Below are 22575 nucleotides of genomic sequence, written 5' to 3'. Positions count from 1 at the left end.
ATGGCCGAGTCACAGCCGCTACCCGACGCCCCTTGCGGGGCGGAATATCTGCGTGCCGTGCTGCGCTCCCCGGTTTACGAGGTGGCGCAGGTCACGCCGTTACAGAAAATGGAAAAACTTTCTTCGCGCCTGGACAATATCATTCTGGTGAAGCGTGAAGACAGGCAGCCGGTACACAGTTTCAAGCTGCGTGGCGCATACGCCATGATTACCGGGCTGAACAGCGAACAGAAAGCCAGCGGTGTGATTACAGCTTCGGCGGGCAACCACGCGCAGGGCGTGGCGCTGTCCTCAACGCGGTTGGGCATTAAATCGCTGATCGTCATGCCGGTAGCCACCGCGGATATCAAAGTGGATGCGGTAAGAGCCTTTGGCGGCGAAGTGCTGCTCCACGGGGCAAACTTTGACGAAGCCAAGGCGCGCGCCATCGAACTTTCGCAGCAGCAGGGTTTCACCTATGTGCCGCCGTTTGACCATCCGGCGGTGATTGCCGGCCAGGGCACGCTGGCGCTGGAGCTGCTGCAGCAGGATGCGCATATCGACCGGGTGTTTGTGCCGGTTGGCGGCGGCGGGCTGGCCGCGGGCGTGGCGGTGCTGATCAAACAGCTGATGCCGCAGATTAAAGTGATCGCGGTCGAGGCCGAAGACTCTGCCTGCCTGAAGGCGGCTCTGGACGCGGGAAAACCTGTCGATCTGGCGCGCGTCGGGCTGTTTGCCGAAGGCGTGGCGGTGAAACGCATCGGCGATGAAACCTTCCGCGTTTGCCAGGAGTACCTTGATGACATCGTTACCGTAGACAGTGATGCCATCTGCGCGGCGATGAAGGATCTGTTCGAGGATGTGCGCGCCGTGGCGGAACCTTCCGGCGCGCTGGCGCTGGCGGGGATGAAGAAATATATCCAGCAGCACCAGATCCGTGGCGAAAGGCTTGCCCATGTGCTGTCCGGCGCGAACGTGAATTTCCACGGCCTGCGTTACGTTTCGGAACGTTGCGAGCTGGGCGAACAGCGCGAAGCGCTGCTGGCCGTGACCATACCGGAGCAAAAAGGCAGCTTCCTGAAATTCTGCCAGCTGCTCGGCGGCCGCGCGGTGACGGAGTTTAACTATCGCTACTCAAGCTCGGCGGACGCCTGCATCTTCGTGGGGGTGCGTCTGACCCGCGGCGTGGAAGAGCGCCACGAAATAATCGCGCTGTTGAATGAAGGCGGCTACGGCGTCGTCGATCTTTCCGATGACGAAATGGCAAAGCTGCACGTGCGTTATATGGTGGGCGGACGTCCTTCAAAACCGCTGCGCGAGCGGCTTTACAGCTTCGAATTCCCCGAGTCGCCGGGCGCGCTGCTGAAGTTCCTGCAAACGCTGGGCACGCACTGGAATATTTCTCTGTTCCACTATCGCAGCCACGGTACGGATTATGGCCGCGTGCTGGCGGCGTTTGAGCTGGGCGACAACGAGCCGGATTTCGAAACCCGCCTCAACGAGCTTGGCTACGATTGCCACGACGAGACGAACAATCCGGCGTTCCGCTTCTTCCTGGCAGGCTAGTGGCCGCCGGGCAGTAGCTTCCAGAAAGCATTCACAAGCGGCTCGTTGAGCCGCTTTTTTTGTGCGCAGACGCCAAGCTCAAACGGCGCGTCTTCATCGCTACGCTCCAGAATCTGCACCCGGTTACGCACGGGCTCAGGGCTGTTTTCCAGCACGATTTCCGGGATGATCGCCACGCCGCAGCCCAGCGCGACCATGGAGACCATCGCCTCATGCCCGGCCACCGTTGCGTAAATAAACGGGTTGCTGATTTTCTGACGGCGAAACCATAGCTCGATACGGCGGCGCACGGGGCCCTGCTCGGCCATGATAAAGGGCACTTTATTCCAGTCCGGCTGCGGGTGACTGACGAGGGCCCCGCACCGGGCACGGCAGAGCCGGGGCAATCAGCACCACGGCTAAGTTTTCCAGCATTGAGAAAGCAATACCCGGCGGCAGGGATTCCGGCTTGCCGGCAATCGCCAGGTCTGCTTCATCGGAATCCACTTTTTCCACCGCATCCGCCGCATCGCCCGTTGTCAGTTTGATTTCGACGTTGGGATGCTCCGCGCGGAATCGATCCAGAATCGGCGGCAAATGGCTGTAGGCCGCGGTGACCGAGCAGAACAGATGCAGCTCGCCGGATAAAGAAGGGCCTTCCTGACCGATGGTATGGCGCATCTGCTGGTACTGCAAAAGCGTGTGCTGGGCGAACTGGCGCAGCTGCTCCCCGGCCTCGGTCAGCGTGACGGTACGGTTATCGCGTAAAAACAACGGCTGTCCCAGATCGTCTTCTAAGCGCTGGATCTGGCGCGAAAGCGTTGAGGGACTGACGTGCATCGCCCGCGCGCTACGGCCGAAATGGCGGCTTTCCGCAAGGTGGAGAAACGTTTTTAAATCGCGTAAATCCATGGTCATCAACCCTTATTTTCATGTTGCGATTATTGCAACGTCACGTTGTTAATATATCAATTTAAGCAACGCATTTCCTGTCATATAGTGGGTTCATTCTCGCAGGCATGACCGGGCCTGCGACCCATACAAGAAACACAACACGACAATCACGGAGTCCTACGATGGCTAATTATTTCAACACCTTGAATCTGCGTCAGCAGCTGGCGCAACTGGGTAAATGTCGCTTCATGGCGCGTAGTGAGTTCGCCGACGAAGCAAGCTACCTCAAAGGCAAAAAAGTCGTCATCGTGGGCTGCGGCGCTCAGGGCCTTAACCAGGGCCTGAACATGCGTGATTCCGGCCTCGATGTGGCCTACGCGCTGCGTGCGGAAGCGATCGCCGAGAAGCGCGCTTCATGGCGCAAAGCGACCGAAAACGGTTTTAAAGTGGGCACCTATGAAGAGCTGATCCCACAGGCCGATCTGGTGGTTAACCTGACTCCGGACAAGCAGCACTCCGCGGTGGTTAAAGCCGTACAGCCAATGATGAAAGACGGCGCGGCGCTGGGCTATTCCCACGGTTTCAACGTGGTGGAAGTCGGCGAGCAAATTCGTAAAGACATTACCGTCGTGATGGTGGCGCCGAAATGTCCGGGCACTGAAGTGCGTGAAGAGTACAAGCGCGGCTTCGGCGTACCAACCCTGATTGCGGTTCACCCGGAAAACGATCCGAAAGGCGAAGGCATGGCGATTGCTAAAGCCTGGGCTGCGGCCACCGGCGGCCACCGTGCGGGCGTGCTGGAATCCTCTTTCGTTGCGGAAGTTAAATCCGACCTGATGGGCGAGCAAACCATTCTGTGCGGCATGCTGCAGGCGGGTTCTCTGCTGTGCTTTGACAAGCTGGTAGAAGAGGGCACCGATCCGGCCTATGCGGAAAAACTGATTCAGTTCGGCTGGGAAACCATCACCGAAGCGCTGAAGCAGGGCGGCATCACGCTGATGATGGACAGGCTCTCCAATCCGGCAAAAATCCGCGCTTACGCGCTGTCTGAACAGCTGAAAACCATTATGGCGCCGCTGTTCCAGAAACATATGGACGACATCATCTCCGGCGAGTTCTCTTCCGGCATGATGGCCGACTGGGCGAACGACGATAAGAAACTGCTGACCTGGCGTGAAGAGACCGGTAAAACCGCGTTCGAAACCGCTCCGCAGTTCGAAGGCAAAATTTCCGAGCAGGAGTACTTCGATAAAGGCGTTCTGATGATCGCCATGGTGAAAGCAGGCGTTGAGCTGGCGTTTGAAACCATGGTCGATGCGGGCATCATCGAAGAGTCTGCTTACTACGAATCGCTGCATGAACTGCCGCTGATTGCGAACACCATCGCACGTAAACGCCTGTACGAAATGAACGTGGTTATCTCCGATACCGCCGAGTACGGCAACTATCTGTTCTCTTACGCTGCGGTGCCGCTGCTAAAAGAGTTTATGACTACGCTGCAGGCGGGCGATTTGGGTAAAGAGATCCCGGCCGCGTCCGTTGACAACGCGCAGCTGCGTGACGTGAACGAGGCTATTCGCAACCACGAAATCGAGAAGGTGGGCCAGAAACTGCGCGGCTACATGACCGATATGAAGCGCATCGCTGTTGCGGGCTAGTTGAATCGCCTGATGTAAAAAGGCCGGGAAATTCCCGGCCTTTTTTATTAGTTGCGGTACAGAACCTTAATCACATGGTAGCCAAACTGCGTGTGCAGCGGGCCAACAGGCTCCAGCAGCGGGCAGGAGAACACCACTTTATCGAAAGCCGGTACCATCTGGCCCTGGCGGAATTCACCTAAGTGGCCGCCTTTTTTGCCTGACGGGCAGGTGGAGTGCTTTTTCGCCAGTTTTTCGAAGTCGCCGCCGTTTTTCAGCTGTTCGAGAATTTCCTGGGCCAGTTTTTCTTCCTTAACAAGGATATGCAATGCTGCCGCGGTTTTTGCCATGATAGTGCCTTGAGTCGTATGGATTACGCTGGCTATACTACCACGCTGTTTTTCTCCCCTCCTGACTTTCATTGAGTGACCTTATGCGTTTAAACCCAGGCCAACAACAAGCCGTCGAATTTGTTACCGGACCCTGCCTGGTCCTGGCGGGCGCAGGCTCGGGTAAAACGCGTGTTATCACCAATAAAATGGCGTATCTGATCCGCGAATGCGGCTATCAGGCACGTCATATCGCCGCGGTGACCTTTACTAACAAGGCCGCGCGCGAGATGAAAGAGCGCGTGGCGCAAACCTTAGGACGTAAAGAGGCGCGCGGCTTACTGATCTCCACCTTCCATACGCTGGGCCTTGAGATTATCAAGCGCGAGTATGTCGCGCTGGGGATGAAATCTAACTTTTCGCTGTTTGACGATACCGATCAGACTGCATTGCTTAAAGAGCTGACCGAAGGGCTGCTCGAAGACGACAAAACCTTACTGCAGCAGCTGATCTCGACGATCTCGAACTGGAAAAACGATCTGCTGACGCCTTCTCAGGCGGCGGCCCGGGCCAAAGGCGAGCGGGACAGGATCTTCGCGCACTGCTACGGCCTGTACGATGCCCATCTGAAATCCTGCAACGTGCTGGATTTTGACGATCTCATTTTGCTGCCTACGCTGCTTTTGCAGCGCAACGAGGAAGTACGCGAGCGCTGGCAAAACCGCATCCGCTATTTGCTGGTGGATGAATATCAGGATACCAACACCAGCCAGTATGAGCTGGTGAAGCTGCTGGTGGGCGCGCGCGCTCGTTTTACCGTGGTAGGCGACGACGACCAGTCGATTTATTCCTGGCGCGGCGCGCGTCCGCAAAACCTGGTGCTGCTAAGCCAGGACTTTCCGGCCCTGCAGGTTATCAAGCTTGAACAAAACTACCGCTCTTCCGGACGTATTCTGAAGGCGGCAAATATCCTGATCGCCAATAACCCGCACGTTTTTGAAAAGCGCCTTTTTTCCGAGCTGGGCTATGGCGCCGAGCTTAAAGTCGTGACCGCTAACAGCGAAGATCATGAGGCGGAGCGTGTCACCGGCGAGCTAATTGCCCATCACTTTATCAACAAGACCAGTTACAAAGATTACGCGATCCTCTACCGTGGCAATTTCCAGTCGCGGGTGTTCGAGAAGATGCTGATGCAAAACCGTATTCCGTATCGCATCTCCGGCGGCACGTCGTTTTTCTCGCGTCCCGAGATCAAAGATCTGCTGGCATATCTGCGCGTGCTGACCAACCAGGACGATGACAGCGCCTTCCTGCGGATTGTGAATACGCCAAAACGCGAGATAGGGCCGGCAACGCTGCAAAAGCTGGGCGAATGGGCGATGCAGCGTAACAAAAGCCTTTTCACCGCCAGCTTCGATTTTGGCCTCGGCCAGACGTTAAGCGGCCGCGGTCTGGAATCCCTGCAGCGCTTTACCCACTGGCTGCGCGACGTCGCAACGCTTGCCGAGCGCGAGCCGGTGGCGGCCGTGCGTGATTTGATTCACGGCATAGACTATGAGTCATGGCTGTATGAAACGTCGCCAAGCCAGAAGGCGGCCGAAATGCGCATGAAGAACGTTAACCAGCTGTTCAGCTGGATGACGGAAATGCTTGAAGGCTCGGATATTGACGAGCCGATGACGTTAACGCAGGTGGTAACCCGCTTTACGCTGCGCGATATGATGGAACGCGGCGAAAACGATGAGGAGGCCGATCAGGTTCAGCTGATGACCCTTCACGCCTCTAAAGGGCTGGAGTTTCCCTATGTCTTTTTAGTCGGCATGGAAGAGGGGCTTTTGCCGCACCAGAGCAGCATTGATGAGGATAATATCGACGAAGAGCGGCGTCTGGCTTACGTAGGGATTACCCGCGCGCAAAAAGAGCTGACTTTCACCTTGTGCAAGGAGCGTCGTCAGTATGGCGAACTGGTGCGCCCGGAACCCAGCCGGTTCCTGCTTGAGCTACCGCAGGATGATTTGCAGTGGGAGCAGGAGCGTAAGGTCATTTCCGCCGAAGAGCGAATGCATAAAGGACAGAGTAACGTCGCCAACATCCGTGAAATGCTGGCAAAAGCGCGGAAAAGCTAGCTTACTTAACGTTCAGAGGCCAGTTAACGTAGCTTTGCCACAGGCTTTCCTGAGCGAGTAATTCAGCGCCAAGCGGATGGCAGATAAGCCAGTTTGCCGGAAGCCGCAGGGTCAGCGCCTCTCCTTCGGCCTCCAGCTCAATCGCGGGCAGAATGTCGTCCCGGCGGCGGCTGGCGAAAATAATGGCTAAACGCAGCAGGCGACAAAGGCGCTCCGCGATGCGCGGCGGCACGGCGTTTTGCTGATGAAGCGACGCGAGATCGACCGGATTGGTCTGATTGAGCAGAAGAGTAGCCAGCAGCTTTTTCTGCGCCGGCGTATAGCCCGGTAAATCCAGATTGCGCACCAGATAGGCCGCATGCAGCGGAGCCTGCTTGAAATCGACGCTTAGCCCGATTTCATGAAGCAGCGCTGCGCTTTGCAGCATCTCTTCGCTTAACGTATCAAGCTCCCACTCCTGCGCGACATGGCTGGCGAAGGCCTGCGCCAGCTGCCGGACACGCTCGGCCTGGGCGATATCGACCATAAAACGCCGCTGCACGTTGCGAAGGGTGCGGGTACGAATTTCCTGGCTGACGCTCAGATGCAGCATGCCGTAAACCAGGCCTTCGCGCAGGGCGCCGCCGGCCAGGGTCATACAGTCAATGCCGAGCTGTTCGAAAATGGCGATTAAAATGGCAAGGCCGCTGGGGAAAACCAGCGCTCGTTCGAGCGTCAGGCCTTCGATTTCCAGCTCTTCAAGACGCCCGCACTGAATGGCGCGTTGTTTTAGCTGCTGCAGCTTCGCGAGGGTGATGCGTTCATCCATGCCCTGCGCCATCATGATTTCCTGCAGGGCCTGTACGGTGCCCGAGGCGCCGACGCAGACCTTCCAGCCATGATGCCTTAATTCATCAATAACCGGCTTTAACACTTCGCCTGCCGCAGCTTCCGCCGCGGCAAAATTCTCTTTTGCCAGATTGCGGTCGCTGAAGAAGCGTTCAAGCCAGGTGACGCAGCCCATTGAAAGGCTGAATAGCGCGGTGGTCTGCGCGCCTGTGCCGGTGACTAATTCCGTGCTGGCCCCGCCGATATCCACCACCAGACGCTGATCCGCGCCGCCGGTGGTGTGCGCAACACCTTGATAGATAAGGCGAGCTTCTTCCTCTCCGCGAATGACCTGTACCGGACATCCCAGAATTTTTTCAGCCTGCTGGATGAATGCTTGCGCGTTGGTGGCAAGACGCAGCGTTGCCGTAGCGACAACGCGAATCTGCGCCTGGGGAATATCCTGTAAGCGTTCCGCGAATAAGCGCAGGCATTGCCACCCGCGCTCCATTGCTTCCGGAGAAAGAGCATTTTCGCTGTTCAGGCCGGCCGCGAGACGGACTTTACGCTTGATGCGGGCCAGGGTTTGTATCGTCCCAGCCACCTCACGTACCACTAACATATGAAAACTGTTAGAACCTAAATCAATAGCTGCATACAGTGAGGTGGAGCTGAGCATAGATAGTTAACCTGTGCGACGACGATTACCACGGGGTGCGCTGCCGCCACGGCGAGGACCGTTACCGGTACGCGGACGGGTGAGTCGTTTCGGTGGCGGAAGCTCGCTTAACAGCGCTTCGGGTTTATATTTGCTGACCGGAATCGAGTGGCCAATGTAGGTTTCGATCGCCGACAGGTTTAACGCGTAGTCTTCACATGCGAGGCTGATAGAATGCCCGCTTGCCCCGGCACGGCCGGTACGGCCAATACGGTGAACATAGTCTTCGCAGTCATCCGGCAGATCGTAGTTAAATACGTGCGTCACGGCCGGAATATGCAGGCCGCGGGCGGCAACGTCTGTCGCTACCAGGATGTCGAGATCGCCGCGGGTAAACTCATCGAGAATACGCAGACGTTTTTTCTGCGCGACATCGCCGGTTAACAGGCCAACGCGGTGTCCATCCGCGGCCAGGTGGCCCCAGATATCCTCACAGCGGTGCTTGGTATTGGCAAAAATAATCGCGCGATCCGGCCATTCTTCTTCAATAAGCGTCTGCAGCAGGCGCATTTTTTCATCGTTTGACGGATAGAACAGCTCTTCTTTAATGCGGTGGCCAGTTTTTTGTTCTGGTTCCACTTCTACATATTCAGCGTTGTTCATCTGCTCGAAAGCCAGTTCACGGACGCGGTAAGAAAGGGTAGCGGAGAACAGCATGTTCAGGCGCTGGGTGACCGGCGGCATACGACGGAACAGCCAACGAATGTCTTTGATAAAGCCCAGATCGTACATGCGATCGGCTTCGTCCAGCACCACGACCTGAATAGCGCCTAAATTAATATGATTTTGCTTGGCGTAGTCGATTAAACGACCGGTTGTGCCAATCAGAATGTCGACGCCGCTTTCCAGCACTTTAAGCTGTTTGTCGTAGCCGTCGCCGCCGTAAGCCAGGCCGAGTTTCAGGCCCGTAGCCTGCGCCAGCGGTTCTGCATCGGAGTGAATCTGGACCGCCAGTTCACGAGTCGGCGCCATAATTAAGGCGCGCGGCTGGTTCACCTGACGGTTCTCCGGAACAGGGTGAGAGAGTAAATAATGGAACGTTGACGTTAAGAACGCCATCGTTTTGCCGGTACCGGTTTGCGCCTGACCTGCAACATCACGATTCGCCAGCGTCAGCGGAAGTGCGAGTGCCTGAATTGGGGTGCAGTTATGGAACCCTTTTGTTTCAAGGGCTTCAATCACCTTAGGGTGCAGGGCGAAGTCGGAAAACTTCTGTTCGGTCAAATGTGTTTTGCTCATAGTGTGGTAGAATATCAGCTAACTATTGCTTTACGAAAGCGTATCCGGTGAAATAAAGTCAACCTTAAGTTGGTTAATGCTACACCAACAAGGTAGACATAATCCTGTGGAGTAGAACATGAGCGATAAAATTATTCACCTGACTGACGACAGTTTCGACACGGATGTACTTAAAGCTGACGGGTTGATCCTCGTTGATTTCTGGGCAGAGTGGTGTGGTCCGTGCAAAATGATCGCCCCGATTCTTGATGAAATCGCTGATGAATATCAGGGCAAATTAACCGTTGCTAAACTGAACATCGACCAGAACCCGGGCACCGCGCCGAAATACGGCATTCGCGGCATCCCAACGCTGCTGCTGTTTAAGAACGGTGAAGTGGCCGCCACCAAAGTCGGTGCGCTGTCCAAAGGCCAGTTAAAAGAGTTCCTGGACGCTAACCTGGCGTAATGGAATCTCAGCCGGCGCGTCTCGGTTCGCAATTTTTTGTGAGCCGCTGGACGCCCGGCGTCAGTCATGCTAAGTTACTTTTACTGCACCTTGAACTTGCCTTAAAGTTTGAATCTTTGTAATACCCAATGCTTCTCATTCGCTATCGCTAAGACGCTAATTTCACAGTGAGCACATGGTTGCATAATCGATTTCGGGCGTATCACCCATTCCGTCGTGTCGTTTCAGTTCTGCGTTTTTCCTATGACCAGGCAGCGATAAGACATGTGGTGCTGGCCATTAAACAGGCATGGATGACCCTGCCATACCATTCACGAAACATGTTCGAGATTTACCCCGAGTTTAAGAACCCACCATTATGAATCTTACCGAATTAAAGAATACGCCGGTTTCTGAGCTGATTACTCTCGGCGAAAATATGGGGCTGGAAAACCAGGCCCGCATGCGCAAGCAGGACATTATTTTCTCCATCCTGAAGCAACATGCTAAGAGTGGCGAAGATATCTTTGGCGACGGTGTGCTGGAGATACTGCAGGACGGATTTGGTTTCCTCCGCTCCGCAGACAGCTCCTACCTCGCCGGTCCCGATGACATCTACGTTTCTCCCAGCCAAATCCGCCGTTTCAACCTCCGCACAGGGGATACCATCTCCGGTAAGATTCGTCCGCCGAAAGAAGGCGAACGTTACTTTGCCCTGCTGAAAGTAAACGAAGTTAACTATGACAAACCGGAAAACGCGCGTAGCAAAATCCTGTTTGAAAACCTGACCCCGCTGCATGCCAACTCTCGTTTGCGCATGGAACGTGGCAACGGTTCTACCGAAGACTTAACCGCACGCGTACTGGATCTGGCTTCGCCAATCGGTCGCGGCCAGCGCGGCCTGATTGTGGCCCCGCCGAAAGCCGGTAAAACCATGCTGCTGCAGAACATTGCGCAGAGCATTGCTTACAACCACCCGGATTGCGTGCTGATGGTACTGCTCATCGATGAGCGTCCGGAAGAAGTGACCGAGATGCAGCGTCTGGTTAAAGGTGAAGTGGTTGCTTCTACCTTTGATGAGCCGGCATCCCGCCACGTTCAGGTGGCTGAAATGGTTATCGAGAAAGCGAAACGTCTGGTTGAGCATAAAAAAGACGTTATCATCCTGCTCGACTCCATTACCCGTCTGGCTCGCGCCTACAACACCGTTGTACCGGCTTCCGGTAAAGTGTTGACCGGTGGTGTGGACGCTAACGCCCTGCATCGTCCTAAACGTTTCTTCGGCGCCGCGCGTAACGTGGAAGAGGGCGGCAGCCTGACCATTATCGCAACCGCGCTGGTCGATACCGGTTCTAAGATGGATGAAGTTATCTACGAAGAATTTAAAGGTACCGGCAACATGGAACTGCATCTGGCGCGTAAAATCGCCGAGAAGCGCGTGTTCCCTGCTATCGACTACAACCGCTCTGGTACGCGTAAGGAAGAGCTCCTTACCACCCAGGAAGAGCTGCAGAAAATGTGGATCCTGCGCAAGATTATTCACCCGATGGGCGAAATCGACGCGATGGAATTCCTCATTAACAAGTTGGCGATGACCAAAACCAACGACGAGTTCTTCGATATGATGAAGCGCTCGTAAGCAGTAAAAAACTCGGGGAACGCCACGCTTAGACGTGGCGTTTTTCTTTGGTGGTATATACGCTGTGTCTGACTAATCAAAAATTGCCGTTTGTGTTATCTTACGCTTGTTAATTTCACTATAAAGACAGTGATTATTACTCCTAAAAATGATAAAGAATAACCAATTGGCATGTTTATTGCTTTGATAACTGCAGGATTTAGCAGAGAGCGTTTATTGTGAACTTACTCAGTCAGAGTACAGACCTCATCATCGTTTTTATTTTCACTCTCGTCTTTTTATTTTTTGCGCGTAAGGTAGCAAAAAAAATAGGCCTGGTGGATAGACCAAATTATCGCAAACGACATCAGGGGCTGATCCCGCTCGTCGGCGGTATTTCTGTTTACGCAGGGATATGCTTCGCCTTTCTTTTTTCCTGGCTTTCCTCCAGATATTATGTCCCTCACGCCCGACTCTATCTTGCCTGTGCCGGGGTTCTGGTCATTGTCGGCGCCCTCGACGATAGGTTTGATATCAGCGTAAAATTCCGCGCTATCGTACAGGCTTGCGTTGCTATAGTGATGATGGCGTACGGAGGTCTCTACCTCGCAAACCTGGGTTATATTTTGGGCTCGTGGGAATTTCTGCTCGGACCTTTCGGTTATATCGTCACCTTGTTTGCCGTATGGGCGGCGATAAATGCTTTTAACATGGTAGATGGTATAGATGGTCTTCTGGGAGGATTAGCCAGCGTTTCATTTGCGGCGCTTGGTCTCCTTCTCTTATTAGAGGGACAAACAAGCCTTGCGATGTGGTGCTTCGCTATGATCGCAGCGATCCTTCCTTATATCCTGCTTAACCTCGGCGTGCTTGGTCGACGCTATAAAGTATTTATGGGAGATGCCGGAAGTACTTTTATAGGATTTACATTGATTTGGATGCTGTTACAGGCTACCCAGGGTCCTGCAAATCCTATTAGCCCGGTGTCTGCTCTATGGATAATCGCCATCCCTTTGATGGATATGATTGCTATCATGTATCGTCGCCTGCGCAAAGGACAAAGCCCATTCTCTGCAGATCGCCAGCATATTCATCATCTTATTATGCGAGCGGGTTTTACTTCCCGGCAGGCTTTTGCTTTGATTACTCTGGCTGCAGCGCTGCTGGCAGCGGTAGGGGTTATTTCAGAATATTCTGAGATTGTCCCGGAGTGGGCCATGTTGGCGCTTTTCTTGCTAGCTTTTATGCTCTATGGATACTGCCTTAAACGCGCTTGGAAAGTCGCGCGTTTTATTAAACGCGTCAAACGTCGTTTGCGTCGAAGCCATAATAAGAAACCAACCCTTACTAAATAGATATTGGGGAAGTGATGAGACAAAACGTGCCAGGAAGTAACCCGGGAATGGTGGACAACGAGTTGGACATTCGTGGTTTGTTCCGGACACTGTGGAGAGGGAAGTACTGGATTGTGGGCATGGCGGCCGCTTTCGCCGTTATCGCATTGGTTTACACTTTCTTTGCCAGACAGGAGTGGAGCGCCAACGCCATCACCGACCGCCCGACGGTCAATATGCTGGGAGGCTACTATTCTCAGCAGCAGTTCCTGCGTAATCTTGATGTCAAAGCCAATATGGCTCCTGTCGATCAGCCTTCCGTTATGGACGAAGCCTATAAAGAGTTCATCATGCAGCTCTCGGCCTACGACACCCGCCGCGATTTCTGGCTGCAGACCGACTACTACAAACAGCGTCAGGTGAAAAACAGCAAAGCCGACGCCGCGCTGCTTGACGAAATGGTGGAAAATATCCAGTTCACCGCCGGCGATATCACCCGCAACCTCAACGACAGCGTCAAGCTGATTGCCGAGACCGCCGCGGATGCGAATAACCTGTTGCGCCAGTACGTCGCTTTTGCCAGCCAGCGTGCGGCAAGCCATCTGAACGAAGAGCTGACGGGCGCATGGGCGGCACGCACCATCCAGATGAAAGCGCAGGTTAAGCGCCAGGAAGCCGTTGCCAAAGCTATTTACGATCGAAAAGTGAAAAGCATTGAACAGGCGCTGAAAATCGCCGAACAGCAAAATATCGCCCGTAGCGAAACGGAAGTGCCGGCGGATGAAGTGCCTGATTCTGAAATGTTCATGCTGGGACGCCCGATGCTTCAGGCGAGGCTTGAAAGCCTGCAGGCGGTAGGGCCGGACTTTGACATCGACTATGACCAAAATCGCGCCATGCTCTCAACGTTAAACGTTGGTCCAACGCTCGATCCACGTTTCCAGACCTATCGTTATTTACGCACCCCCGAAGAGCCCGTTAAGCGCGACAGCCCGCGCCGTGCGTTCTTGTTAATCATGTGGGGTGCGGTTGGGGCCCTGATAGGCGCAGGCGTGGCGTTAGCCCGCCGTCCTGAAGCGTTATAACGCCCTTGCCCGGCGAAGGTCGCTGGACGACCTTCGCCTTTTTAATAAAAGAGAATCGCTGTGAAAGTGTTAACAGTTTTTGGCACGCGACCGGAAGCTATAAAAATGGCGCCGCTGGTCCATGCGTTGGCAAAAGACGCGTTTTTTGACGCGAAGGTGTGCGTAACGGCTCAGCATCGCGAGATGCTCGATCAGGTATTGAATTTATTTTCAATCGAACCGGATTACGATCTCAATATTATGAGTCCGGGGCAGGGACTTACGGAAATCACCTGTCGGATCCTTGAAGGCCTGAAGCCCATTCTTGAGACCTTTAAACCTGATGTGGTACTGGTTCACGGCGATACCACGACGACAGTTGCGACAAGCCTTGCCGCATTTTATCAGCGCATTCCCGTAGGCCACGTTGAGGCGGGCCTGCGTACGGGCGATCTCTATTCGCCATGGCCGGAGGAGGCTAACCGTACGCTGACCGGACACCTTGCGATGTACCATTTTGCCCCGACCGAGAACTCCCGGCAGAACCTGCTACGCGAAAACATCAGCGACAGTAAAATCTTCGTGACGGGCAATACCGTTATTGATGCGCTTATTTCCGTGCGGGACCGCGTACTGGCTGACGACGAGCTGCGTAACAGCCTTGCGCGATACCACCCGTTTTTAGACAGCGCTAAAAAGCTCATCCTGGTAACCGGCCACCGTCGGGAAAGCTTCGGCGATGGATTTGAGCGTATTTGCCATGCGCTGGCCGAAATCGCCCGCGAGAACAGCGACGTGCAGATCGTCTATCCGGTGCATCTCAACCCGAACGTTAGCGAGCCGGTAAAACGTATTCTGGGCGACGTCGAGAACGTGGTGCTTGCCGAGCCCCAGGAATATCTGCCGTTTGTTTATCTGATGAACCACGCTTACCTGATTCTGACCGATTCCGGTGGCATACAGGAAGAAGCGCCGTCGCTTGGTAAGCCGGTGCTTGTTATGCGCGACACCACGGAACGTCCTGAGGCAGTAACGGCGGGAACGGTTCGCCTGGTGGGCACCGATACGCAAACCATTGTTCGTGAAGTTACGCGTTTGCTGCATGATGAAAATGAATATCAAATCATGAGCCGTGCGCACAACCCTTACGGGGACGGCACCGCTTGTGAACGTATTTTGACCGCACTAAAGAACAATCAGGTGAAACTATGAGTTTTTCAACCATCTCCGTTATTGGTCTTGGCTACATTGGTTTACCCACCGCGGCGGCATTTGCTTCCCGGCAGAAAAACGTAGTAGGCATCGATATTAACCAGCATGCGGTGGAAACCATTAACCGCGGTGCCATCCATATCGTTGAGCCGGAGCTGGATAAGGTCGTTAAAACGGCCGTTGAAGCGGGATTTTTGCGTGCCAGCACGCAGCCTGTCGAGGCCGATGCCTACCTGATTGCAGTACCCACGCCTTTCCAGGGCGACCACGAGCCTGATATGGCTTTTGTAAAAGCCGCCGCGGTTTCTATCGCGCCGGTGCTGAAAAAGGGTGCTTTAGTGATTCTGGAGTCTACCTCGCCGGTGGGTTCAACCGAACAGATGGCCGAATGGCTGGCGGCGTTGCGTCCGGATCTTACCTTCCCGCAGCAGGCGGGCGAAGCGGCCGATATCAATGTCGCCTACTGTCCGGAACGCGTGTTGCCAGGCCAGGTCATGGTCGAGCTGATTAAAAACGATCGGGTCATCGGCGGGATGACGCCGGTTTGCTCCGCGCGCGCCAGCGAGCTGTACAAAATATTCCTTGAAGGTGAGTGCGTTGTCACCAACGCCCGCACGGCGGAAATGTGCAAGCTGACTGAAAACAGCTTCCGCGACGTTAACATCGCCTTTGCGAACGAGCTTTCGCTAATCTGCGCCGATCAGGGCATCAACGTATGGGAACTTATACGCCTGGCGAATCGCCACCCGCGCGTAAACATTCTCCAGCCAGGGCCGGGCGTCGGCGGGCACTGTATTGCGGTCGATCCCTGGTTTATCGTTGCGCAGAATCCTCAGCAGGCGCGGTTGATTCGTACCGCTCGCGAAGTGAACGATAGCAAACCGCACTGGGTTATTAATCAGGTGAAAGCGGCCGTTGCGGATTGTCTGGCCGCAAGCGGGAAGCGCGCCAGCGAACTGAAAATCGCCTGTTTTGGCCTGGCGTTTAAGCCGAATATCGACGATCTGCGCGAAAGCCCGGCGATGGAAATCGCCGGCATGATTGCAAACTGGCACCGCGGTGAAACGCTGGTGGTGGAGCCTAATATTCATCAGCTTCCCGCTAAACTCGCAGGACACTGCCAGCTGGCGAGCCTTGCTGCCGCCCTGCAGCAGGCCGATGTGCTGGTCATGCTGGTTGACCATAACGAATTTAAAGCCATCGCAGGTGAGAAAATCCAGCAGCGCTGGGTTGTCGATACCAAAGGCGTGTGGCGTTAACACGCCGGTCCGGAGCCACACATGCACAGTCCGCTTCGCGCTAATCTCGAAAAGCTTGCATGGGAAAATCAGTTCTTTGGCGTTAACAGCGCCATTGTTCGTTTTGCGCAGGATGCTCCCGCCCTCACCGCAGAGCGGCTTGAGGCTTTCGGGCGCGTGCAGGCAAAAGTTCCGGCCCAGCGCACTGATTTGCTCGACGCTTTACAGCGGCTTGGCTTTCAGCTGGTCGAAGGCGAAATCGATCTGCTGCTGACCGTTGGCACGGAAAATGCTGCGGTTTCTGCTATCGCCGCACAAGACGCTGATATTACCGCGCTGCGTGAGATGGCCGCCCGTATTTTTACGCAAAGCCGTTTTCGCACTCCGTGGTATCAGCCCGGCGACAGCGGCCGTTTCTATGCTCAATGGGTAGAGAACGCCGTGCTGGGCACCTTTGACCACGAGTGCCTGCTGTTAAAAAACGAAGAAGAGATACAGGGCTTTGTTAGCCTGCGCCGGCTAAACGAACGTGAAGCGCGTATCGGCCTGCTGGCGGGGCGCGGAGTCGGTGAGCGGTTAATGGACGCCGCGCGTTACTGGTGTCAGCAGCACGGGCTGACAAGGCTGCGTGTAGCTACGCAGATAAGTAATACCGCGGCTTTGCGACGTTATATTCAAAGCGGTGCCACCGTCGATAGCACCGCTTTCTGGTTATACAGGTGAAAAAATGATCCCGTTTAATGCTCCGCCGGTTGTAGGTACGGAAATCGAATACATGCAGGCTGCGATGGGAAGCGGCAAGCTCTGTGGCGACGGTGGTTTTACGCGCCGTTGCCAGCAATGGATGGAACAGCGCTTCGGCAGTAAAAAAGTGCTGCTGACCCCGTCCTGCACGGCCTCGCTGGAAATGGCTGCGCTGCTGCTGGATATCAAGCCTGGCGATGAAGTCATCATGCCGAGCTATACCTTCGTTTCCACCGCCAACGCCTTCGTGCTGCGCGGCGCAAAAATAGTGTTCGTGGACGTGCGCCCGGACACGATGAATATCGACGAAACCCTGATTGAAGCGGCGATCACCGAAAATACTCGCGTTATCGTACCGGTTCACTACGCGGGCGTCGCCTGTGAAATGGATACCATCATGGCGCTGGCGAAGAAACACAGCCTGTTTGTGGTCGAAGACGCCGCCCAGGGCGTGATGTCGACCTACAAAGGCCGCGCGCTGGGCTCTATCGGCCACATCGGCTGTTTCAGCTTCCATGAAACGAAAAACTACACCGCCGGCGGCGAAGGCGGCGCGACGCTTATCAACGATCCTTCGTTAATCGATCGCGCTGAAATCATTCGCGAGAAGGGCACCAACCGCAGCCAGTTCTTCCGCGGACAGGTGGATAAATATACCTGGCGCGACATTGGCTCCAGCTATCTGATGGCCGATCTGCAGGCCGCCTATCTCTGGGCGCAGCTTGAAGCCGCGGACAAAATTAATCGGCAGCGTCTCGGCCTGTGGCAGGCTTATCATGACGCTCTGGCCCCGCTGGCCCGTGCCGGCCGCATTGAACTGCCTTCGGTGCCGCAAGACTGCGTGCAAAACGCGCACATGTTTTACATCAAGCTGCGCGATGTGGAAGACCGTACCGCGCTGATTTCGTATCTTAAAGAAGCCGAAATCATGGCCGTGTTCCACTATATTCCGCTGCACGCCTGCCCGGCCGGTGAGAAATTTGGTTATTTCCACGGCGAAGACCGTTTCACCACTAAAGAGAGCGAACGCCTGGTGCGTTTACCGCTGTTCTATAACCTTTCTGCGGTTAACCAACGTACTGTTATCAATACGTTGTTAAGCTACCTTTCCTGATATGTCGCTGGCTAAAGCTTCAGCGTGGACCGCCGGGTCCACGCTGGTAAAAATCGCGGCCGGTCTGCTGGTGGTAAAACTGCTGGCGGTGGCGTTTGGCCCGAGCGGCGTGGGGCTTGCGGGCAACTTTCGCCAGATGGTCACCGTGCTGGGCGTGCTGGCGGGCGCCGGTATATTCAACGGCGTCACTAAATACGTCGCCCAGTATCATGACGATCCGCACGAGCTTCGCAAAATCCTTGGCACCTCTTCGGCCATGGTGCTGGGGTTCTCGACGCTGCTGGCGATTATTTTTATCGTCGCGGCAAAACCTATAAGCACCGGCCTGTTCGGACACGATCGCTATCAGGATTTGGTGCGCCTGGTGGCGCTGGTTCAGATGGGCATCGCCTGGGCCAACCTGTCGCTGGCTATTATCAAAGGCTTCCGGGATGCGGCCGGTAACGCGCTGGCGCTTATCGGCGGCAGCGTTATCGGCGTGGCCGCTTACTACCTTTGTTACCGCCTGGGCGGTTACCAGGGCGCTCTGCTTGGGCTGGCGCTGGTGCCCGCGCTGGTGCTTATCCCCGCGGGCTTTATGCTGGCACGACGCGAACATGTCCCGCTGGGCTATCTGAAGCCGCAGTGGGATAAGCTGTACGCCAGCAGCCTGGGTAAATTCACCATCATGGCGGTGATTACCTCGATTACGCTGCCTGTCGCTTACGTAATGATGCGTAACCTGCTTGCCGAGCACTACAGCTGGGACGACGTAGGGATTTGGCAGGGCGTCAGCAGCATTTCAGATGCCTATCTCCAGTTTATTACCGCGTCGTTCAGCGTTTACCTGCTGCCGACCTTATCAAGGCTTACGGCAAAGCAGGATATCTCTCGCGAGATAGTCCGCTCGCTGAAGTTCGTGCTGCCGGCGGTAGCCCTTGCCAGCTTTACCGTGTGGCTGCTGCGCGACCTCGCCATCTGGCTGCTGTTCTCGCATAAATTTATCGCCATGCGCGATCTGTTTGCCTGGCAACTGGTGGGCGACGTGCTGAAGGTGGGGGCCTATGTTTTCGGCTATTTGGTTATCGCGAAAGCCTCATTGCGCTTTTATATTTTGACTGAAATCAGCCAGTTTGCTTTATTAACCGGCTTTTCACGCTGGCTGATCCCGGCCCATGGCGCACTGGGCGCCGCTCAGGCCTATATGGCGACGTATATTGTTTACTTCGCGCTCTGCTGTGGCGTGTTTCTTATTTATCGTAGACGAGCATGACGACACTGATTCACGTACTGGGATCGGATATCCCACACCATAACCAGACGGTGCTGCGTTTTTTTAACGACGCTTTAGCCGCCTCGCATCCACACGCCCGCAGGTTTCTGGTGGTCTCAACGGACAGCTCTCTGCCGTCTGGCTTTCCCGAGCTTGCCATCACGCTTTTCCCGAGTAAAAAAGCGCTGGCTCAGGCGGTGGTGGAAAAGGCGCGCGCAGACCGCCAGCAGCATTTTTTCTTCCACGGCCAGTTTAACAGCCCGCTGTGGATTGCCCTGCTGACCGGCGGCCTGAAGCCCGCGCAGGCGAGCTGGCATATCTGGGGCGCAGATTTGTATGAAGCCTCACGCAGCCTCAAGTTCCGCCTCTTTTACCTGTTGCGGCGTATCGCGCAGGGGCGCGTTGGCCGGGTATTCGCTACGCGCGGCGATCTTAACTACTTCCATCAGCGCCATCCGCGAGTAGCCGGCGAGCTTTTGTACTTCCCGACGCGTATGGACCCTGCGCTTAATGCCATGAGCAACGAAGGGAAGTCGGGGACGAAACTCACCGTATTAGTAGGCAATTCCGGCGATCGCAGCAATCAGCATATTGCCGCGCTGCAGGCGATTCACGCGCAGTTTGGCGATAACGTCCGCGTCGTGGTGCCTATGGGCTATCCGGCGAATAACAGCGCTTATATCAATGAAGTGCAGCAGGCGGGCAGCGCCTTGTTCAGCGCGGAAAACCTGCGGGTTCTGACTGAAAAAATCGAATTTAATGATTACCTTGCGCTGCTGCGCCAGTGCGATTTAGGCTATTTCATCTTCGACAGGCAGCAGGGCATCGGCACCCTTTGTTTGCTGATTCAGGCGGGCATTCCCTGCGTGCTGAGCCGCAAAAATCCGTTCTGGCAGGATATGGTTGAACAGCATGTTCCCGTGCTGTTCACCGGCGATCCGCTGGATGAAACCGTAGTGCGTGAAGCCCAGCGGCAGCTACGCTTATTAGATAAACAGCAGATCGCCTTTTTTAATCCCAACTACCTTGAAGGTTGGCGCCGGGCGTTAGCTATCGCATCAGGAGAAACCGCATGAGTTTGCTGCAATTTGGCGGTCTGTTTGTGGTGTGGTTTGTTTCGGTAATGTTTATCGGCCTGCTGACCTGGCAGGAGTTCCGCAAGGTACGCTTTAACTTTAACGTTTTCTTCTCGCTGCTTTATCTGCTGACCTTTTTCTTCGGCTTTCCGTTTACCTGCACGCTGGTTTTCCGGTTTGGGGTGAGCGTCGTTCCGGCGGACGTGTTGCTGCAGGCGCAGCTGGCGGCGACCTGCTTCTATGGCATCTATTACGTCGCCTATAAAACGCGCCTGCGGGCTAAGCGAGCTACGGCCGCCGCGCGCCGTTCGTTATTCACCATGAATCGTATCGAAACGCATCTTACGTGGGTGATGCTGGCGGTCGTTGCGCTGGTGAGCGTGGGCATCTTCTTCATGCATAACGGCTTTTTGCTGTTTAAGCTGCACTCCTATAGCCAGATATTTTCCAGCGAGGTTTCAGGCGTCGCGCTCAAGCGTTTCTTTTACTTCTTTATTCCGGCGATGCTGGTGGTTTACTTCCTCAGGCAGGATGGCCGCGCGTGGATGTTCTTCCTGGTCAGCACCGTAGCTTTTGGTCTGCTGACCTACATGATAGTCGGCGGAACGCGCGCCAATATTATTATCGCCTTCGCCATCTTCTTGTTTATCGGCATTATTCGTGGCTGGATATCGCTGTGGATGCTGGCCGCCGCCGGGGTGTTTGGCATTGTCGGCATGTTCTGGCTGGCGCTGAAACGCTATGGGCTGAACGTCAGCGGCGACGAGGCCTTTTATACCTTCCTGTACCTGACGCGCGATACGTTTTCGCCGTGGGAAAACCTGGCTTTGCTGCTGCAAAACTACGATAAAATCGAGTTCCAGGGGCTGGCTCCCATCGTGCGTGATTTCTACGTGTTCATTCCGACATGGCTATGGCCGGATCGCCCAGGTATCGTGCTGAACAGCGCCAACTACTTCACCTGGGAAATACTTGATAACCACTCGGGGCTGGCGATTTCGCCTACGCTTATCGGCTCGCTGGTGGTGATGGGCGGCGTGTGGTTTATCCCGCTGGGCGCGGTGGCGGTTGGCCTGATTATCAAATGGTTCGACTGGCTTTATGAGCTCGGCAACCGGGAAACCAACCGTTATAAAGCCGCTATCCTGCATAGTTTCTGCTTCGGCGCGATTTTTAACATGATAGTACTGGCCCGCGAAGGCGTGGACTCTTTTGTGTCCCGCGTCGTTTTCTTCCTTATGGTGTTCGGCATCTGCCTTCTGCTCGCTAAGCTTCTGTACTGGCTGTTCGACAGCGCAGGCCTGATACATCAGCGTTTGCGGCGCATGCCGCGCGTGGAAGCCGGAGCCTGAAACCTATGATAAGGAATAACGTGAACGACTCGATTTCCGCCCCTGTATACACCATTCGTGGTTTGGATCTGCTGGGCTGGCGCGATATGCAGCACGCGCTGGACTATCTCTATGCCGGCGGCTCGCTAAGGGCGGGAACGCTGGTGGCCATCAACGCTGAAAAAGTGCTGACGGCGGAGCGCGATAGTGAAGTTCGCGAGCTTATTGAAGCGGCGGAGTACAAATATGCTGACGGTATAAGCGTCGTGCGTTCAATCCGCAAAAAGTATCCTGCCGCACAGGTGTCGCGCGTGCCGGGGGCGGATCTGTGGGAAGCGCTGATGGAGAAAGCCGGACGCGAAGGCACGCCGGTCTTTCTGATCGGCGGGAAACCAGAAATTCTGGCCCAGACCGAAGCTAAGCTGCGCCAGCTGTGGCAGGTAAATATCGTCGGCAGCCAGGACGGATACTTTAAGCCGGAGCAGCGTCAGGCCATGTTTGAACGTATCCGCGACAGCGGAGCGGCCATCATAACCGTGGCGATGGGTTCGCCGCGCCAGGAAATCCTGATGCGCGACTGCCGCAAAGTTTATCCCCAGGCGTTGTATATGGGCGTGGGCGGCACCTACGATGTTTTCACCGGCCACGTGAAACGCGCGCCGAAGATTTGGCAGAAGCTGGGGCTGGAATGGCTCTACCGTCTGCTGTCGCAGCCAAGCCGCCTTGGCCGCCAGCTTAAGCTGCTTCGCTACCTGGCATGGCATTACACCGGCCGCCTGTAACCTTAAAAAACGCGTCCGGCCGGGCGCGTTTTTGCTTTCCTCTCTGGCTATTCTCGCCATCTTTGTTCACGGTTGATTTGTAATTTTGCAAAAAATACGAAACCATTGC

Annotated in this window: 18 protein-coding genes and 1 pseudogene; 15 read left to right on the top strand and 4 right to left on the bottom strand. The window is 55.3% G+C overall.

Annotated features, from left to right (window positions below; genetic code table 11):
• On the top strand, positions 1-1545 hold the full coding sequence (gene ilvA, locus WLO32_RS19730) for a threonine ammonia-lyase, biosynthetic (RefSeq protein ID WP_435946644.1): 1545 nt from the start codon (positions 1-3) through the stop codon (positions 1543-1545).
• Here ilvA and ilvY read toward each other — a convergent pair.
• Positions 1542-2436 (bottom strand): annotated as a pseudogene (gene ilvY / locus WLO32_RS19725) (HTH-type transcriptional activator IlvY). The gene ilvA and the pseudogene ilvY overlap by 4 nt on opposite strands.
• A gap of 164 nt (positions 2437-2600) precedes the next feature.
• On the opposite strand from ilvY, the gene ilvC reads away from it, so the two are divergent.
• Positions 2601-4076 (top strand): ketol-acid reductoisomerase, encoded by a 1476-nt coding sequence (gene ilvC, locus WLO32_RS19720; RefSeq protein ID WP_435946643.1) that lies wholly within the window; start codon positions 2601-2603, stop codon positions 4074-4076.
• Between the two features lie 47 nt (positions 4077-4123).
• Here ilvC and ppiC read toward each other — a convergent pair whose 3' ends face one another.
• The gene (ppiC, locus tag WLO32_RS19715; RefSeq protein ID WP_034461726.1) at positions 4124-4405 is read right to left on the bottom strand and encodes a peptidylprolyl isomerase PpiC; all 282 of its coding nucleotides are present in this window, start codon (positions 4403-4405) and stop codon (positions 4124-4126) included.
• 83 nt (positions 4406-4488) lie between these two features.
• Between ppiC and rep the strand changes: the two genes are divergently transcribed.
• Positions 4489-6510 (top strand): DNA helicase Rep, encoded by a 2022-nt coding sequence (gene rep, locus WLO32_RS19710; protein WP_435946642.1) that lies wholly within the window; start codon positions 4489-4491, stop codon positions 6508-6510.
• A gap of 1 nt (position 6511) precedes the next feature.
• Here the strand turns inward: rep and gppA are convergent, their stop codons facing one another.
• Both gppA and rhlB read right to left on the bottom strand, forming a co-directional pair.
• Positions 6512-7996, bottom strand: a complete 1485-nt coding sequence (gppA, locus tag WLO32_RS19705; RefSeq protein ID WP_435946641.1) for a guanosine-5'-triphosphate,3'-diphosphate diphosphatase — start codon at positions 7994-7996, stop codon at positions 6512-6514.
• Positions 7997-8002: 6 nt separating this feature from the next.
• Complete coding sequence (rhlB, locus tag WLO32_RS19700; protein ID WP_121266804.1) at positions 8003-9274, bottom strand: ATP-dependent RNA helicase RhlB; 1272 nt, start codon at positions 9272-9274, stop codon at positions 8003-8005.
• 118 nt (positions 9275-9392) lie between these two features.
• Here rhlB and trxA point away from each other — a divergent pair, with 118 nt between their 5' ends.
• The 12 genes from trxA (at position 9393) to wecG (ending at position 22466) form a co-directional block, all read left to right on the top strand.
• The gene (gene trxA / locus WLO32_RS19695) at positions 9393-9722 is read left to right on the top strand and encodes a thioredoxin TrxA (RefSeq protein WP_006179218.1); all 330 of its coding nucleotides are present in this window, start codon (positions 9393-9395) and stop codon (positions 9720-9722) included.
• Between the two features lie 358 nt (positions 9723-10080).
• Positions 10081-11340: a transcription termination factor Rho gene (gene rho, locus WLO32_RS19690; protein ID WP_121266803.1), complete on the top strand. Its 1260-nt coding sequence runs from the start codon at positions 10081-10083 to the stop codon at positions 11338-11340.
• 218 nt (positions 11341-11558) lie between these two features.
• Complete coding sequence (wecA, locus tag WLO32_RS19685; RefSeq protein WP_435946640.1) at positions 11559-12674, top strand: UDP-N-acetylglucosamine--undecaprenyl-phosphate N-acetylglucosaminephosphotransferase; 1116 nt, start codon at positions 11559-11561, stop codon at positions 12672-12674.
• A gap of 14 nt (positions 12675-12688) precedes the next feature.
• A complete protein-coding gene (gene wzzE / locus WLO32_RS19680) occupies positions 12689-13738 on the top strand; it encodes an ECA polysaccharide chain length modulation protein (RefSeq protein WP_435946639.1) in 1050 nt (349 codons plus the stop codon).
• A gap of 60 nt (positions 13739-13798) precedes the next feature.
• Positions 13799-14929, top strand: coding sequence for a non-hydrolyzing UDP-N-acetylglucosamine 2-epimerase (gene wecB, locus WLO32_RS19675; protein ID WP_435946638.1), 1131 nt, complete (start codon positions 13799-13801; stop codon positions 14927-14929).
• The gene (gene wecC, locus WLO32_RS19670; protein ID WP_435946636.1) at positions 14926-16188 is read left to right on the top strand and encodes a UDP-N-acetyl-D-mannosamine dehydrogenase; all 1263 of its coding nucleotides are present in this window, start codon (positions 14926-14928) and stop codon (positions 16186-16188) included. Before wecB ends, wecC begins: the two co-directional genes overlap by 4 nt.
• A gap of 21 nt (positions 16189-16209) precedes the next feature.
• The gene (rffC, locus tag WLO32_RS19665) at positions 16210-16890 is read left to right on the top strand and encodes a dTDP-4-amino-4,6-dideoxy-D-galactose acyltransferase (RefSeq protein WP_435946634.1); all 681 of its coding nucleotides are present in this window, start codon (positions 16210-16212) and stop codon (positions 16888-16890) included.
• Positions 16891-16894: 4 nt separating this feature from the next.
• Positions 16895-18025, top strand: a complete 1131-nt coding sequence (rffA, locus tag WLO32_RS19660; RefSeq protein ID WP_435946633.1) for a dTDP-4-amino-4,6-dideoxygalactose transaminase — start codon at positions 16895-16897, stop codon at positions 18023-18025.
• Between the two features lies 1 nt (position 18026).
• Positions 18027-19277 carry a lipid III flippase WzxE gene (wzxE, locus tag WLO32_RS19655; protein WP_435946632.1) on the top strand — a complete coding sequence of 417 codons (1251 nt, stop codon included), beginning with the start codon at positions 18027-18029 and terminating at the stop codon, positions 19275-19277.
• Positions 19274-20353, top strand: a complete 1080-nt coding sequence (locus WLO32_RS19650) for a TDP-N-acetylfucosamine:lipid II N-acetylfucosaminyltransferase (RefSeq protein WP_435946631.1) — start codon at positions 19274-19276, stop codon at positions 20351-20353. Before wzxE ends, WLO32_RS19650 begins: the two co-directional genes overlap by 4 nt.
• Positions 20350-21705 (top strand): ECA oligosaccharide polymerase, encoded by a 1356-nt coding sequence (wzyE, locus tag WLO32_RS19645; protein WP_435946629.1) that lies wholly within the window; start codon positions 20350-20352, stop codon positions 21703-21705. Before WLO32_RS19650 ends, wzyE begins: the two co-directional genes overlap by 4 nt.
• Positions 21706-21710: 5 nt before the next feature.
• The gene (gene wecG, locus WLO32_RS19640) at positions 21711-22466 is read left to right on the top strand and encodes a lipopolysaccharide N-acetylmannosaminouronosyltransferase (RefSeq protein ID WP_435946628.1); all 756 of its coding nucleotides are present in this window, start codon (positions 21711-21713) and stop codon (positions 22464-22466) included.
• Positions 22467-22575 lie beyond the last annotated feature (109 nt).

This window comes from Dryocola mayonis (assembly GCF_051307045.1).
GTDB lineage: Bacteria > Pseudomonadota > Gammaproteobacteria > Enterobacterales > Enterobacteriaceae > Dryocola.
The sequence above is the reverse complement of the archived record's forward strand: the minus strand, read 5'-3'. Positions and strand labels throughout refer to the sequence as shown.